The organism is Psychrobacter maritimus, assembly GCF_904846345.1.
Classification (GTDB): domain Bacteria; phylum Pseudomonadota; class Gammaproteobacteria; order Pseudomonadales; family Moraxellaceae; genus Psychrobacter; species Psychrobacter maritimus.
Genome location: NZ_CAJHAJ010000006.1, coordinates 55,848 through 71,114, shown reverse-complemented (window position 1 = coordinate 71,114; position 15,267 = coordinate 55,848). Strand labels below are relative to the sequence as shown.

At 45.1% G+C, this 15,267-nt stretch carries 13 protein-coding genes; 7 read left to right on the top strand and 6 right to left on the bottom strand.

The genetic code is table 11. The annotated features are described in order from the left end of the window. Positions 1-275: 275 nt before the first annotated feature. Entirely contained in the window at positions 276-1,796 is a 1,521-nt protein-coding gene (locus JMX50_RS09340) for a DUF3360 family protein (RefSeq protein ID WP_201629337.1), read from the top strand. A 148-nt stretch (positions 1,797-1,944) separates the two neighbouring features. Then, entirely contained in the window at positions 1,945-3,789 is a 1,845-nt protein-coding gene (gene uvrC, locus JMX50_RS09335; protein WP_201629336.1) for an excinuclease ABC subunit UvrC, read from the top strand. Between the two features lie 120 nt (positions 3,790-3,909). Here uvrC and JMX50_RS09330 read toward each other — a convergent pair whose 3' ends face one another. The 3 genes from JMX50_RS09330 to lgt all read right to left on the bottom strand — a co-directional run bounded on the left by JMX50_RS09330 (position 3,910) and on the right by lgt (position 6,411). Next, a complete protein-coding gene (locus JMX50_RS09330) occupies positions 3,910-4,482 on the bottom strand; it encodes a dihydrofolate reductase (protein ID WP_201629335.1) in 573 nt (190 codons plus the stop codon). 44 nt (positions 4,483-4,526) lie between these two features. Beyond that, entirely contained in the window at positions 4,527-5,399 is an 873-nt protein-coding gene (locus JMX50_RS09325; RefSeq protein WP_201563657.1) for a thymidylate synthase, read from the bottom strand. A 127-nt stretch (positions 5,400-5,526) separates the two neighbouring features. Further along, the gene (gene lgt, locus JMX50_RS09320) at positions 5,527-6,411 is read right to left on the bottom strand and encodes a prolipoprotein diacylglyceryl transferase (RefSeq protein ID WP_201563655.1); all 885 of its coding nucleotides are present in this window, start codon (positions 6,409-6,411) and stop codon (positions 5,527-5,529) included. A gap of 156 nt (positions 6,412-6,567) precedes the next feature. Here lgt and JMX50_RS09315 point away from each other — a divergent pair, with 156 nt between their 5' ends. The 3 genes from JMX50_RS09315 (at position 6,568) to JMX50_RS09305 (ending at position 10,495) form a co-directional block, all read left to right on the top strand. Further along, on the top strand, positions 6,568-8,175 hold the full coding sequence (locus JMX50_RS09315; RefSeq protein WP_201629334.1) for a DUF4139 domain-containing protein: 1,608 nt from the start codon (positions 6,568-6,570) through the stop codon (positions 8,173-8,175). 198 nt (positions 8,176-8,373) lie between these two features. Continuing rightward, on the top strand, positions 8,374-9,186 hold the full coding sequence (locus tag JMX50_RS09310) for an NRDE family protein (RefSeq protein ID WP_201629333.1): 813 nt from the start codon (positions 8,374-8,376) through the stop codon (positions 9,184-9,186). A 214-nt stretch (positions 9,187-9,400) separates the two neighbouring features. Further along, positions 9,401-10,495, top strand: coding sequence for an NAD(P)-dependent alcohol dehydrogenase (locus JMX50_RS09305; protein WP_201619615.1), 1,095 nt, complete (start codon positions 9,401-9,403; stop codon positions 10,493-10,495). Between the two features lie 85 nt (positions 10,496-10,580). On the opposite strand, the gene JMX50_RS09300 is transcribed toward JMX50_RS09305, so the two are convergent. Next, positions 10,581-11,102 carry an RNA pyrophosphohydrolase gene (locus JMX50_RS09300; protein WP_068403735.1) on the bottom strand — a complete coding sequence of 174 codons (522 nt, stop codon included), beginning with the start codon at positions 11,100-11,102 and terminating at the stop codon, positions 10,581-10,583. A 550-nt stretch (positions 11,103-11,652) separates the two neighbouring features. On the opposite strand from JMX50_RS09300, the gene JMX50_RS09295 reads away from it, so the two are divergent. Both JMX50_RS09295 and JMX50_RS09290 read left to right on the top strand, forming a co-directional pair. Next, on the top strand, positions 11,653-12,066 hold the full coding sequence (locus JMX50_RS09295) for an OsmC family protein (RefSeq protein ID WP_055125345.1): 414 nt from the start codon (positions 11,653-11,655) through the stop codon (positions 12,064-12,066). A 14-nt stretch (positions 12,067-12,080) separates the two neighbouring features. Next, entirely contained in the window at positions 12,081-12,506 is a 426-nt protein-coding gene (locus tag JMX50_RS09290; protein WP_201629332.1) for an MAPEG family protein, read from the top strand. Between the two features lie 92 nt (positions 12,507-12,598). On the opposite strand, the gene JMX50_RS09285 is transcribed toward JMX50_RS09290, so the two are convergent. Continuing rightward, on the bottom strand, positions 12,599-13,633 hold the full coding sequence (locus tag JMX50_RS09285; protein ID WP_201629331.1) for a tRNA dihydrouridine synthase: 1,035 nt from the start codon (positions 13,631-13,633) through the stop codon (positions 12,599-12,601). Positions 13,634-13,703: 70 nt separating this feature from the next. Beyond that, the gene (locus JMX50_RS09280; RefSeq protein WP_201629330.1) at positions 13,704-15,203 is read right to left on the bottom strand and encodes a UvrD-helicase domain-containing protein; all 1,500 of its coding nucleotides are present in this window, start codon (positions 15,201-15,203) and stop codon (positions 13,704-13,706) included. Positions 15,204-15,267 lie beyond the last annotated feature (64 nt).

Sequence of the window (15,267 nt, the reverse complement as noted above, 5' to 3'; positions counted from 1 at the left end):
ACCTAAGCTCACCAGCTTTAAAGCGTAACAAGCGCAAAATGACCATGATACCGCTTATCGTTTCCGTGGATTCATTACATTTTTATGGGTGTTACCTGCTAAGCCATAATAAATAATTTTCATAACGATACGTATGGTATCTTTTCATCTATAAGGCCTCGCATTATCCTTGCCGATGCCTTACAATAGCCGCAATTTTGTTTTGGGCAGCGTGATATTTACCCGCTCTTAGGGTAGTAGCGCCGCTCAAACCTCAGTCGACATAAGGAAATGTGATGAGTGGTACACAGCTTCCCGCCTCAGGGTCCAACCCGCAGCAACCAACCCCTTCTGATAGTGATTTGCAAGACAGCTATGTAGACTTACATAAGCCCAATTCTAGTTTTAAAAATCGTAACGCCTATCTCAATCATGAACTGCAAATCATGCAGCCGAAACGCTGGCGGCCCAATCTGCCGTTCCGTGATTATCGTTTTGAGTATGAAGATACGATTCCGGCGATGGCCGCGACCATTGGTAAAGTGGTGATGGTAGGTGCTATTGCGGCAACCTTTGCCGGTCCTCTCGGTTTGAGCGATGCTTTTGTCCTAGAAAACGTGCGTTATGAGCTGCTCATCGTGGCGTTTTTTGTCATTTTATTCTCAGGTTTCCTACTACCAACTGCTAACCTTGCCGGTACGCACGGTCCACTGATTCCGCTCATTCCTATCGTCGTTGCTGCTGGCGGTCACCCAATGGCCTTTGGTCTGCTTATCGGTGCTTTTGGCTTGTTACTTGCCATCAGTAAAGGGGGCAGTCTGCTGGCAAACTTGACCAGTAAAGGCGTGTGCGGTGGCTTGCTCCTGTATCTGGGCTTTATTGGTACCATCTCGCAAGTCAAAAACTTGTTTGCATGGGCAGAGGGCATTGGCATGGCGCATATTGCTTTTGTAGTGATTTTGCTGACGATTATATTGTATGCGGTCTTAGAGAACTTCCAAAAGCGCTGGCTTGCAGTGCCGTTAAGCTGTCTGTTAGGTGGCGGGGTTGCCTTTGCGATGGGCGCACCCTTTGTTTTTGAAACGGCACCGGGTTTACCGCACATGAACCCTATGTATTGGTGGGGTGAAGATACCGGTTGGATGCTCGGATTGCCAACCATTGAAAGCTTCGTTGTGGTGTTACCCTTTGCGGTGTTGGCCGTCGCCATGTGGTCGCCAGACTTTTTAGGTCATCAAGTTTTTCAAAAAATCAGCTATCCAAAACGCACTGAGCGCGTGCTTATGGATATCGATGATACGATGACCAGTGCTTCTATTCGTCAGGTCGCAGGCTCTTTATTAGGCGGTGCAAACTTTGCGTCGTCATGGGGCACGTATATTGTACCTGCGGCAATTGCCAAGCGTCCTATTCCAGCCGGTGCGGTATTAACGGGCGTATTTTGTCTTATTGCCGGTATTTGGGGTTATCCAATGGATTTGGCGATTTGGGAACCAGTAATGTGCGTGGCGCTGATTGTTGGTGTCTTTATCCCATTGCTTGAAGCAGGGATGGAGATGACACGCGAGGGTAAAACCACTCAGTCTGCTGCTATTGTTGTCTTTGCCTCAGCCTTGGTAAATCCAGCCTTTGGTTGGTCCATTACCCTAGTACTGGATAATTTAGGCTTAATTGGCTCGAAAGAGCGCAGTGCTAATCTGACTAAAATGAGCCGCTGGATTATTCCTGTAGTCACGTTTGTGATATTAACAGGGGTTATGGCAATCGTCGGTATGTTGCCAGGTATCCCAGCACTATTACCAAATTTCCGTCACTAGTCGCACTGTAGGGTTATTTTTCTGCAAAAAGTCAGCCTTGGTGCTGGCTTTTTTTATGGTTGTTGCTAAGCTGATAAAGGTTCTTGTAAAACACTCACTATCGCCCCATAAATAGCTATATATCAGTATCTTGAGAGCAGTAAATTCTATGGTTAATGTCTCAGCATCGAGTCTCGTCGACGATAAAAAAGCCCGTCTTAAGCATTTGATTCAGCGCCTGCCAAATTTGCCAGGGGTATATAAAATGCTCGGTAAAAATGGCGATATTTTATATGTCGGTAAAGCCAAGTCGCTTAAAAGTCGCGTCAACAGCTACTTTGCTAAGACTATTGACCATCCAAAGACGCGAGCGTTAGTCGCGCGGATTCATAATATCGAAACCATTATTACCCGTAGTGAAACCGAAGCGCTGCTGCTCGAGCAAAATCTGATTAAAGAACACCGTCCGCCTTATAACGTGCTATTGCGTGATGATAAATCTTACCTTTATGTGTTTATCTCAGCCGATAAACCTTATCCCAGATTGGCTTATGGGCGCGGCAAAGGTAATCACCAAAAAGGCCGGTTTTTTGGTCCTTTCCCTTCTGCGCATGCGGCAAAAGAGACGTTGGTGCTCATGCAAAAAATGTTTCAGATGCGCCAATGTACCAATACCTTTTTTAAACAGCGTAAGCGCCCATGCCTTGAGTATCAGATTAAGCGTTGCCGTGCGCCCTGTGTTGGTTTGGTGTCACCAGAAGAGTATAGCGAGGACGTCAATAATACCATTCGTTTCCTAAAAGGCGATTCTAGCGATATCCATAGTACGCTGATTGAAAAAATGGAAGGCGCGGCTGAAGTGTTAGATTTTGAAAAGGCGGTCTTTTATCGCGATCAGCTGTCTATGCTGCGCGAAGTCCAAGCAAAGCAAGCCGTTTATACCGTACAAGGCGAGGCAGACGTAATAGCTATTGCCAGTCAAGCAGGCATGACCTGTGTCAATGTATTGACGGTGCGTGGCGGGCGCGTGCTAGGCGGTAAGAACTATTTCCCTGATGTTGATAGCAGTGAGCCGCTTGCTGATAATTTATCTGCGTTTATTACTTCATTCTATTTTCAGGTGACCGATGACTTGCCAGCAGAGATTATCTTAAGTGATGAGCTACCCGATCAGATAGCGGTGAGTGAAGCGCTGGCAACGCATTTTGGTAGCAAGGTCGTTATTAAAACCAATGTCCGTGAGCACCGCGCTGAGTGGTTAGATTTGGCAAAACTTAATACCAATAATGCGCTAAAAACTAAACTTGGTGACTATTTAGAATTGCATGCCCGCTTTGGCGCGCTTAAAGAGGTGCTAGCAGAGGTTACTGATCGAACCATCGACCGTATCGAGTGTTTTGATATCTCGCATACCATGGGTGAGGCGACCATCGGTAGCTGTGTGGTCTTTGACCAAGGTGGCTCGCGCCGCCGTGATTATCGCCAATATGCGATTCATGATATTGTCGGCGGTGATGACTATGCGGCGATGAAGCAAGTGCTAACGCGTCGTTATAAAAAGCAGCCATTGCCTGATTTATTGCTGATTGATGGTGGTAAAGGTCAGCTCAGTATGGCAAAAGAGGTGCTGGTAGAGTTGGGCATTTTAGGCGATACCTTGCTTATCGGTGTGGCAAAGGGCGAGGGGCGTAAGGCTGGGCTTGAGGTATTGCATTTCCTTGACCACGAGCCGCTTGATTTGCCGATGGATAGTAAGGCGCTGCATTTATTAATGCATATTCGCGATGAAGCGCATCGTTTTGCCATTACTGCGCACCGTAAGAAGCGTGATAAGCGCCGTTCGTCATCAGTGCTAGAGGTCATACCGGGGCTGGGTGAAAAGCGTCGTCGTGACTTGCTTAATTACTTTGGTGGTATGCAGCAATTACTTGGTGCGTCACAGCAAGAGCTGGCTGGCGTGCAGGGAATTGGTCCGATATTGGCGAAAACTGTTTATAAAGTGCTGCATGAATAGTTTAGGCGATATGGGCTAAATTTAAGTTTCTGCTAATAAAATCCAATAACAAAAAGAGGCTGTCTTAGAATTATCTAGGACAGCCTCTTTTTCTTAATCTTTCAAATACATGAACTGCTATTATTTAGTAGCTTCTCTTTTATAAGTCACAAACTTAAAATCTAGCCCACTTTTCTCATCGTTCATTTGCTCAGATTCTGCTGCGACTACAAACTCATTTGGCAGCTCAGGATAAAAGGCATCGCCATCCGTAATGTCAGTATCGACATGCGTTAGCTCGACACGGTCGGTATACATCATCGCTTCTTTAAACACGCGCTCGCCGCCGATAACCCAAATGGTATCAAGGTGCGCACCATGAGCCAAACTTGCTGCTTGGGTGAGTGCATCGTCTAAATTATGCATCACATAAGCTTTTTCACTACCGACCAAGCCACTTTTCTCGGCATAATCTAATTGGCTGGTGATGATAAAGCTGATACGTTTTGGCAATGGTCTGCTGCCCATTGACTCAAAAGTCTTACGACCCATGATGACGATACCTTGTATCGCGCCATCGCTTTGCTTGGTCGTCATGCTTTTAAAATGCTGCAAGTCTGCAGAGATATGCCACGGTAGCTCATTCCCTTTGCCGATACAGCGATTGCTACTGATAGCCGCAATCTGGGCAACTTCGGTATTGGCATAACTCATAACATATCCTTTTTATTGTTTTTTAACATTCAAGCGATAAAAACTTAGACGGCAACTTTGGCTTTAATGGCAGGATGCGACTCATATCCATCGACGCTGATATCGTCATAGTTAAAGGCAAAAATATCGGTCACATCAGGATTCAGGGTCAAAGTTGGCAAGCTATAAAGCTCACGTGTCAGTTGCAGCTCAACTTGCTCGCGATGGTTTTGGTAAATATGACAATCGCCACCCGTCCAAACAAATTCACCAACTTCTAAACCACACACTTGCGCCACCATATGGGTAAGCAAGGCGTAGCTAGCGATATTAAATGGCACACCTAGGAATAAATCCGCTGAGCGTTGATAAAGCTGGCATGACAGTTTATTGTCCGCGACAAAAAACTGAAATAAAGTATGACAAGGTGGCAACGCAACTTGCTCCGCTTCAGCGGGGTTCCAACCAGAAACGATTAAGCGGCGCGAGTTGGGGTTGTTCTTTATTTGCTCAATAACTTGGGTGATTTGATCGACGCCATCGTTCTCATAGCTGCCATCTTCACGCTTGGTCGCGCCATAATTGCGCCATTGATGACCATAAATAGGGCCGAGGTCGCCCGCTGGACGGTTAAAGCGCGCGGTTTGTTCAGCGGTCGCCCATTCGTTCCAGATGCGCACGTTATTTTCTTGTAAATAATCGACGTGGGTGCTGCCACTTAAAAACCAAAATAGCTCATAAACGATGGATTTAAAATGGACTTTTTTGGTGGTTAATAAGGGAAATCCATCGGCTAAGTCAAAACGTAGCTGCGCACCAAAGTGACTCAGCGTACCGGTGCCAGTACGATCGCCTTTTTCAGTGCCATGAGTAAGGACGTGTTGTAGCAAGTCTAAATAGGCTTGCTCATTTTTACTGTTATGGTAATGACTGCTCATAAAATTGCTCTTTTACGCTGTGAAAACGTCTCTTTAATTCAGTTCTCAAGAATATAGTTCTTAAAAACATAGTTTTTAAAATAATGCTTAATATAGCTTTAATAGGGTAGTTGTTGCTAAATAGGGCTTAATAAGCTGACTGTTTACCCCAATCATAAATACCGCGTTTATAAGCGTAAATCAGCATGATTAAGCCTGCGATAATCATCGGTGCGCTTAAGAGCTGCCCTTTGGTCATCCAGCCTAATAAGATAAAGCCTTGGTCAGCGTCTGGCTGACGGAAGAACTCGATGATAAAGCGGCTGATACCGTAGCCCAATAAGAAGACCGCGGATGCTGCCATCCGTGGGCGCGGTTTTGATGAATACCACCATAAAAAGATAAATAGTAGCAGACCCTCAGCAAAGGCTTCGTATAGCTGCGATGGATGACGCGGTAGTAAATACTGTCCATTTACCTCAAGCATTAATTCTTGTAGCTCAGGATTGCTCTGTAATTGCTCCATATCAAAGGCAGCGGCTTGCGGGAAATAAGTCAGCCAGTTGTAGCCACCGTCTGAGACGCGCCCCCATAGCTCACCATTGATATAGTTACCGATGCGACCGAATAATAAGCCCGTCGGCACGCAAGGCACGATAAAATCAAACACTTGAAAGGCAGTCTTTTTATACTTACGAGCAAAGAACCACATGCCTAGCATGACGCCGATAAAACCACCGTGGAAAGACATACCGCCTTCCCAAACTCGTAACAGATACGCAGGGTTTTGTAAAAGCTCGCCGAATTGATAAAACAGCACATAGCCGATACGACCGCCTAAAATGACGCCAAGCGCCCCATAAAAGACCAAATCAGAGACCATATCGGTGGTCCAATTGTCGCGTTTGGTGCTGCGATACCAAGCAAGACCATAAGCGGCAGCAAAGGCCAACAGATACATTAAGCCATACCAGTGCACTTCTACTGGTCCCAAAGATAGCGCTACGGGATCATACTGAGGGTGAATCATCATAAGAGCATCATATTATTGATAATGGAATGTAGCTCATAATAGCAAAATTCATCCGTTGCGAATACTGTGATAAGTGAATGGTTAATTGAATGGATAGCAAAGCGTTGCAAAAACCGATAAGATGAAAAAAAGCGCCTCAATTTTTAAGGAACCCTTATGCAGCCATATTTATCGAAACTATCCTTGCTAGGCGTAGTAGCATCAGGCCTAGCGCTGTGGGTTCCTATAAATGCACAAGCAGCGATGAGCAATATTGATAACATTACCATTTATCAAGGCTTAGCCAGCGTAACGCGTTCCTTGCCCATTAATGGTAGCGGCGAGCAAACGCTGGTTTTTTCTTGCTTATCGCCGACTATTGACCCGGAAAGTATCAGCGTTCAAGCATTGGGCAATGTCAATGTTGGCGAATTCAGTATCGAAACGTTGAGCGCTGAGCAAGCGGCACAATGTCAATATGGCCAATATCAAGGCGATACTAAAATACAGAGCCAAAAAAACAATCTCACCGATATCAGCGCTGAATTAGAAGCGGCACGTTTAACCAAAGCCTATTTGCAAAACCTTACTAAAGTGACGCAAATTAATACGGCTGGTACTCTTGCGAATAATGCCCGTGATTTAGAAACGCAAGCGGCAAGTATTAATAAAAGGATAGTCGAGCTACAACAGCGAGAAGCGCAAGCGAAAGATGCGCTCAATCAGCTGCTAGCCGGCAATACTACCTCGAAACAGAATAGTGTGACCCAAGTCAGTGTACGTACTGCCAGTCGCACGCCAAGCACCGTTAAACTGCACTATCAAGTGCGCGGTGCCAGTTGGGAGCCGACTTATCAAGCGCGCTTAAATACCGATAGTAAGCAGCTGAATATCACCGCTTCTGCCATCATCACCCAACAAACGGGAGAGAACTGGAACAACGTGCCGGTTATCTTAAGCACCGTTAATCCCAATCAAACGACCACTAGCCAGTTGCCAAGAGTTGAGCGCTTGTCGTTATATGAGGAAGAGCAGGCTAAGTTAAGCCGTTATGCACAACCAATGATGGAAGCAGCGCCAGTGGTCGTGTCTGCAAGAGACAATTATGGTGGAGCAGGGGCTGCAGAGATGCCACCGCTACCGAGCTTTAGCGTCAGCAGTCAAAATAAAAATGGCATCACCGAATATAGACTGCCGCAGCGTGTGAGTATTCCAAGTGACGGCAGACGCGTACGCACGGTCATTGATGAGCAATCTGGCACCAGTAAGCTTTGGCTACGTAGCACGCCAAGTGCTGAGACCGCCGCTTATTGGTATGCATCCGCGCCGTTTTTGACGCCCGCTTGGGCTGATGGCTCATTGCAGTTATACCGCGACGATAACTATGTTGGACAGTCGCGCTATAATTATCAAAACCTAAAAGAGCAGGGTATCGGTTTTGGTATTGACCCAAGTTTACTGGTGAAGCAGCTGACCGATGAGAATAAACAAGGCGATAAAGGCGTGTTTAACCGTCAGCAAACCAAAACCATCACCCAAGCTTATCAGTTTACCAATCAGCACAATCGTAGCGTGCGCTTGCAAGTGTTAAGCGCTGAGCCGGTTAGTAGTGATGACAGCATTAAAGTCACTGCGGCGCACACGCCAGCTATTAGCCAAAAAGACTGGAATGATAATAAAGGCATGGTCGCTTGGGAGTTTGATTTACCAAGTAAACAAGCGCAAGTCGTGCAATCGACGTATCAAATCAGCTACCCTGCCGATAAAAAATTAAGCACGAATTAATGTTAAACCAGAACCATATAATTGACTCAATTTAAAAAGAATACAGTGCTGATGGGAGTGCTGCTGGGATAAATTTTGTGAAGCCTCTGGAGTGCGAAGCGCACAGCAAGCGAGAAAATTTTATCCCAGCAGAACGCTATTTTGAACGACCCTCTTTTATGTTGAAACACCACCTAATAATCTTATAAAAGGAAAACTATGTGTATTGTCGCCATTGCTTGGCAGTTATTTGATGAGCTACCTTTGGTCTTACTGTCCAATCGTGATGAGTTTTTGCAGCGTCCGACAGAGCCGCTCCATCAGTGGGCGGATAAGCCTGTTTATGCAGGGCGTGATAAGCAAAGTGGCGGCACATGGCTTGGTATACATCAAGAGCCATATGGCAATTTTTACGAGCAAAATGGTCGCTGGGCGGCGGTATTAAACTTTCGAGATGGTGTGCAAGCAAGTAATGACGAACGCTCGCGCGGTGAGTTGGTCACCGATTTCTTGACCAGTACGCTAAGCCCGATGGATTTTGCTCGGCAAATTAGTCTGCAGGATTACGCAGGCTTTAACCTTATTATTGGTGATGCGGCGCAAGCGGTGATTGTCAATAATCGTGGTCATGCACCGACGCCGCTATACGCTGGATTGCATGTGCTATCCAATGGTCAACCAGAAGAAGCTTGGTTTAAAACCGAACGCCTCCGCGGTCGCTTACGCCAAGAAGTCATACCGTTGATTGCTGAAAATAGCGCTCCTGAGTATTGGCAAGAAGCGGCGTTTGCAGTGATGTCCGATAAAACGCCAGCGCCAGAAAATAAATTACCCGAAACGGGTGTTGCTAAGCAGATTGAGCAAGCACTATCTTCTATTTATATTGAGCCCATTGCTTTGTTTAGCATGGATGCTACCGTCCCGACATACGGTACTCGCACCCAAAGTATTCTGACTTTAAATCAATCTCCAAGTCCTATCGATGCCGAACCTATCTTACGTGCTCAACTACAGAGTCGAGAATATGAGTAATTTATATATTGTCATTTTACTATGACTGATGGCTAGGCTTTTCTAGTTATTATTTAAGCCTTATTGCAGAGGTAATTATAAATCCCCAATATATTTAGGGATTTACCTGTTAATAGTGACTCTGATGACATAAACTGGATATATAGGTCATTTAAGCGCCATTAATAATGCCTACTATCCTCTAATCAGAGGTTAGTTTAACAAGGAGTACGATATGACTATGATGAAATCATTAATATTCGTTGAGCCAGGTAAAATTGAAATTGTTGATAAGAAAATTCCTGATGTCGGCCCGAACGATGCTTTATTAAAAATTACCACTACGACGATTTGTGGTACCGATATTCATATTTTTAAAGGTGAGTATGCTGTTGCAAAAGGATTGACAATTGGGCATGAACCGGTAGGGATTATTGAAAAGCTAGGTAGTGCAGTGATGGGTTATAAAGAAGGGCAACGAGTCATCGCTGGCGCGATTTGTCCAACATTTACCTCTTATGCTAGCCAAGATGGCTTCCCCTCACAAGATGGTGGCTATCTTGATGCCGATGGCAAATGCTCTTGTCATGGTTATAAAGCGACCGGCGGTTGGCGCTTTGGTAATCACATTGATGGTACGCAAGCAGAGTATGTGCTAGTGCCTGATGCACAGGCCAATCTATGTCCAGTGCCAGATGGATTGACGGATGAGCAAGTGCTGATGTGTCCTGACATTATGTCAACAGGCTTCAAGGGGGCAGAAAACGCTAATATTCAGATCGGTGATGTTGTCGCTATCTTTGCACAGGGGCCTATTGGCTTATGTGCTACTGCTGGGGCAAGGCTCAAAGGTGCGTCACTGATTATCGCTGTTGATGGTAACAATCAGCGTCTAGCGATGGCGAAGAAATTAGGAGCGGACATTACGCTTAATTTCACAGAAGTTGATGTGGTTGATGAAATTATGAAAATCACTGGTGGGCGTGGTGTCGATAGTAGTATCGAAGCATTAGGTTTGCAAGCTACCTTTAATCAATGCATCAAGATATTAAAACCGGGTGGAACTTTTTCAAGTCTTGGCGTTTATTCTGAGGATTTAGTCATTCCAATAGCGAATTTCGCTGCTGGTCTTGGCGATCACACGATTCGTACGGCACTTTGTCCAGGTGGTAAGGAACGCATGCGTCGTTTGCTGAATGTCATTGAGTCAGGTCGTGTGGATTTATCAGAGATGGTGACACATACTTATGCGCTAGACGATATTGTAGAAGCATATGATTTATTTATGCATCAGCGTGATGGGGTCTTAAAAGTTGCTATCAAACCATAATTTTAGCAATTATAAATACGAAAAAGCCTGTATCGAGTGATACAGGCTTTTTCGTATTTACTACTAAAACAATAAATTTAACTATTTATTCCACCAACAAATGGTTGTTTTGTTCTGGAATAATCAGTTCTTGTTTAAGCGGTAGTTCGCGCACCAATTCTTGCAAGGCGCGACGATATACCCCACGTTTAAAATGAATCACTTGTCCGAGTGGATACCAGTAGCTGACCCATTGCCAATGGTCAAATTCTGGTTTACCCTCATCAAAGCGGATATGTTGAGTATTCGGCTCATCTAAGCGCAGCAAAAACCATTTTTGTTTTTGCCCAATACACAAAGGATACTGCCCATGACGCACATAACGTTTCGGCAGGCGGTAGCGCAACCAATCTTGCGTGACCGCCAGTAAATCCACGTGACGCGGATGTAAGCCGACCTCCTCCCAGAGCTCGCGATACATCGCATCCATCGGCGTCTCCCCGCGGTCGATGCCGCCTTGAGGGAACTGCCAAGCGTTGTGACCAATACGTTTTGCCCACAGAACTTGCCCTTGTGTATTTGCCAAGATGATGCCGACATTGGCACGAAAGCCGTCTGCATCTATCATGACTAAACCCTTTTAAATTGTTTAAAAATAGCTTATTTCAACAAGGTACAGTGACAGCAATCATAATTATTATAGGGTGACTGTTATCGATACCATGGCAAAATAAGATTCATTACCGTTATTAAACCAAGAAACAACCCAAATGTGTAACAGTATTTTGCTATAAAATGTTTCACAAGATTAATACTTTAAAATCAGTGGGTTATAATTAGACTTTTGTAAGTTTTTTATGATGGATCTTATACGAGTAATAAGTTTGAATAATATTATCGTGATAAATACTTAACAATCAGATTCAGGGTGAAATGGTGATTTCTAAAAGACATGCGCTGAAACGGTTTATAAAAGGTAAACAAGGATATGGCTTTATAAATCTCGTTTTGGCTTATGCTACACTAGCAAAAGACATTATTTTTCTAAAAGACATTATTTTTCCAAAAGACATTGTTCTTCAAAAAATAAGAAACCGTTACTATTCAAATTAAAAACCATGTGAATTAAGAAGCATGCGCATTCAAAATCGTAGCAATTAAAACAAGGAATATTGAAAATGTCAGAGTCAAAAGCAAGCGTTACGTGGCAAGAAAATAAAGCCTTTATGGGTGTGTCACCATCAGGGCATAACGTCCAAATCGATGCCGATAAAGAAAAAGGCGCCAGCCCAATGGAGCTGATTTTATTAGGGCTTGGTGGCTGTGCAAGCTATGACGTGGTTGCAATTTTACAAAAGTCGCGCCAAGAAGTGACAGACGTACGCTGTGAGCTGACTGCGCAGCGTGCCGAAACCGTGCCAGCCGTTTATACTGACATTCATATGCATTTTGTGGTGACCGGACAAGATGTCAAAGAAAGCCAGGTAGAAAAGGCAATCAAACTGTCTGCAGAAAAATACTGCTCAGCCAGTCGGATGCTAGTACAGGGCGGCGTCAATGTGACTCATGATTTTGAAGTCATTGCAGGATAGGGAAGATTATACTAATGAGTCTATTCTTTGGGTTGATTCCCGATAGCGCAGCGTCAGGTATTTGGGCAATGGTAGTGGCAAGTTTGCTGCCCCTAGTGATGGCGCTGACGGCAAAAGCAATTGGTGGCTTTAATTTGGCTGATAATGCCCATCCGCGTGATTTTTTACAAGGGACGACGGGAGCTGCCGCGCGGGCTAATGCCGCCCAGCAAAACAGCTATGAGACCTTGCCTATATTTTTGGCGGCAGTGTTGATTGCGATGCTGTTTTTTGTACCGCAATTAATTATTAATACCATCGCTTGGCTTTATGTGCTGATTCGTATTGGTTTTTGCGTGGCCTATATTACCAATTTGGCCACCTTTCGCTCTATTCTTTGGACACTATCGATGGCCTGCTCATTGATGTTATTTTATTTAGCGATTCGGGTCAGTATGTAAGCCGATTAGCCTGAGCGCGCTGTTGTAAAACGGGCTATTTTAAAATGCGCTGTTTTAGCAATAGAGTATGTTATCAATAAGGTAGTGATTCCTTAAGCAACGCTTGCTTGTAGCGCCTTGATAATCACTGCTTTATTTTTTTCTCGTTTGATATCGTCCCATACTGTTTTCGCCTCGCTATAGCCTTTGGTCAGCATCGCTAACCACTGCTTATAACGACCGACTAAAACCACATCGCTTTTCGCCGCACCTTCTAAAAACTTAATCTGATGGGTAATTAAATCTTGCCACAATAATGTCGCCGTATTTTCTAGGTTTTTAGAACTGTCAGTATTGAGCTGGGCAACCAAGTCGGGACGGGTAACGGCTCCGCGACCAAGCATCAGATGCGTCGTACCAGACTGCGCCATACAGTTTTGCGCATGCTCACTCTTCCAAATCTCGCCATTGGCAATCACTGGAATATCTAAGGTATTAAAATTCTGAATTTTATCCCAATAAGCCGGCGGCTTATAACCTTGGGTTTTGGTACGTGCGTGAATGGTTAGCCAATCGGCGCCGCTCGCAGCAATGGCAGCTTTGATATCATCCATGCGACTGGTATCGGTATAGCCCAAGCGAATCTTTGCGGATACGGGAAGATGAGCAGGAACCGCTTGGCGTACGGCGCTGATAATCTCATACATCACTTCGGGCTCATCAAGTAGCACTGAACCACCGCGATGGCTGTTGACCGTTTTAGCCGGACAACCAAAGTTGATATCAATCGCCGGCGCACCAAGCTCACACGCATAGGCGGCGTTTTCTGCCATCAATTGCGCTTCGCTACCGAGTAGCTGAATATGAATCGGCGTACCGGATGCGGTTTTGGCATCATGATGTAGTTCTGGCACGTATTTATAAAAAACGTGCGCTGGCAATACATGCTGAGTGACGCGAATAAATTCACTGACCGACCAATCATAAGGGCGACCCAAGTCTGACGCAATTTGGGTTAGGATTTGGCGCATTAAAGGATCGGTTAAGCCTTCCATAGGCGCAAGGAGACGAACGGGGTTGGCAAACAAGCGCTGAATAGTGTGTTGACGCTCTTGTAGTGCTTGAGATAAAGATGGGGTGTTATTCATGGTTGGTAAGCTGTTATTTATTGTAAATTGAGGGCGGCAAAGACTATGAGTTGTGAGATAAAAGAGAAAACTAAGTATTACCAAAAACCACCTTTTTACCCGTCTGTAATCCTGATATCAAGTCTTTAATATTATGAATATCTAAATTGCTCTGTGCCCGCGTGCAAGCAACGTAGAGCAGACGCAATTCTTCTGGGCTAATTTTGACTGCATTGGTCGTCACATCATAATAAAAGTCATCATCAAGTTGTACTTTACCCCACTCAAGCCCTTTGGCTTTATGCGCGGTTGAGATGACATAATCGGCATTCTCGATGCTGGATAAACTGTTCACCGCTTGGCTGAGCACATTAGTCCCATGATCATCGACCAATTTGACCAAGGTTTTAAGGTCGCTGCCTTCATTGGTTTCAGAATATTCTTGGACGTCACCCCAATTATAAAAATACGCCAGCTCAGGGACGCCATACGCCGATTTACCATTTTTTAAGTTTTCGGCTGCCTGACAGAATTTAAGCATACGATCGGTATCTGCTTGCAACGCCACGCGGTGACCAAGCTTTAAGCCTGTTAGCAATTGCGACATAGCAGCAGCATTGGTGCGGCAAAGAATGGCGTCTTTTTTACTATGAACCATGCCTTTGTCGGTAGAAGACTGCTTATTTGGATTGCCTTTTAATGGCACATCTTCCTGTAAAGCTTTGAGCAAGGTATTGGCAATCTCAGCAATCGGTTCGCCAAAACGAAACGATTGGGTCAACAAGGTTTGCGGCAATGGCAGTTTTTTCATCGCATTGACCGCCCCGCGCCATTCATAAATCTGTTGATGGGCGTCACCTACATAAATCACTTGCCGTGGCTGCTGGGTCAAAATCCCCATCATCAAGGGATCGGCATCTTGCGCTTCGTCAAATAAGATAAAATCTGCGGGAATACTGGGCTTCGATAATGCCCACAATTTAAGATAAATATCATGCCCGATACCAGCAGGATGGCGCGCATCAATTGACTGTAACCAACGCTGCTCAACGGCAGGGTAGAGCATTTCACGCAGCTGCTCAGCATCAGAATCATCGAGCCAGCTTGGAAACTCAATATGCCTTGGCGCAGGATAGCTGGCGTGCGTACTACAAAAATTGCTCACCGCATCACTGACAAACCGCGACAAGCGCGCTGGCGTGAGGGTAATATATTTATTCATCCCATCCATTTGCCGACGGACTTGTACCGGTTGCAGACCCAAATCATCACCTAAACGTTTGGGTGAAAATCTTGGCAAGGACAATTTGGCGGTGATATCACGTGGTACATGACGGTAGGCTAGTGAGTGAAAGGTCCGACAATCGACGTGACCGGGGAATTTTTGCCGCGCATCGTTGGCAATTGCTTTGTTAAAGGCTAAATATAAGCCGCGACCACGCAAACGCTCACCGATTAATTTGAGCGTCGTCGTTTTCCCTGCGCCCGCATAAGCGACCACTTTAAATGACTTGTGATCCATCGCCATATTTAGCGCGTTCAGCTGCTCATCGGTGGGATCGCTCATATAAGCTGGCATAGATGCGGACATAGTAAAGCTACCTAAAAACTAGAATGGGGGCAAAAATAACGGGGGTAAAAAAAGCCACTGCATA

Bases quoted from the DNA above. Each gene is read 5' to 3' on its own strand.
- JMX50_RS09340 (WP_201629337.1), top strand. From the start codon at position 276: ATGAGTGGTACACAGCTTCCCGCCTCAGGGTCCAACCCGCAGCAACCA.
- uvrC (WP_201629336.1), top strand. From the start codon at position 1,945: ATGGTTAATGTCTCAGCATCGAGTCTCGTCGACGATAAAAAAGCCCGT.
- JMX50_RS09330 (WP_201629335.1), bottom strand. From the start codon at position 4,482: ATGAGTTATGCCAATACCGAAGTTGCCCAGATTGCGGCTATCAGTAGC.
- JMX50_RS09325 (WP_201563657.1), bottom strand. From the start codon at position 5,399: ATGAGCAGTCATTACCATAACAGTAAAAATGAGCAAGCCTATTTAGAC.
- lgt (WP_201563655.1), bottom strand. From the start codon at position 6,411: ATGATGATTCACCCTCAGTATGATCCCGTAGCGCTATCTTTGGGACCA.
- JMX50_RS09315 (WP_201629334.1), top strand. From the start codon at position 6,568: ATGCAGCCATATTTATCGAAACTATCCTTGCTAGGCGTAGTAGCATCA.
- JMX50_RS09310 (WP_201629333.1), top strand. From the start codon at position 8,374: ATGTGTATTGTCGCCATTGCTTGGCAGTTATTTGATGAGCTACCTTTG.
- JMX50_RS09305 (WP_201619615.1), top strand. From the start codon at position 9,401: ATGACTATGATGAAATCATTAATATTCGTTGAGCCAGGTAAAATTGAA.
- JMX50_RS09300 (WP_068403735.1), bottom strand. From the start codon at position 11,102: ATGATAGATGCAGACGGCTTTCGTGCCAATGTCGGCATCATCTTGGCA.
- JMX50_RS09295 (WP_055125345.1), top strand. From the start codon at position 11,653: ATGTCAGAGTCAAAAGCAAGCGTTACGTGGCAAGAAAATAAAGCCTTT.
- JMX50_RS09290 (WP_201629332.1), top strand. From the start codon at position 12,081: ATGAGTCTATTCTTTGGGTTGATTCCCGATAGCGCAGCGTCAGGTATT.
- JMX50_RS09285 (WP_201629331.1), bottom strand. From the start codon at position 13,633: ATGAATAACACCCCATCTTTATCTCAAGCACTACAAGAGCGTCAACAC.
- JMX50_RS09280 (WP_201629330.1), bottom strand. From the start codon at position 15,203: ATGTCCGCATCTATGCCAGCTTATATGAGCGATCCCACCGATGAGCAG.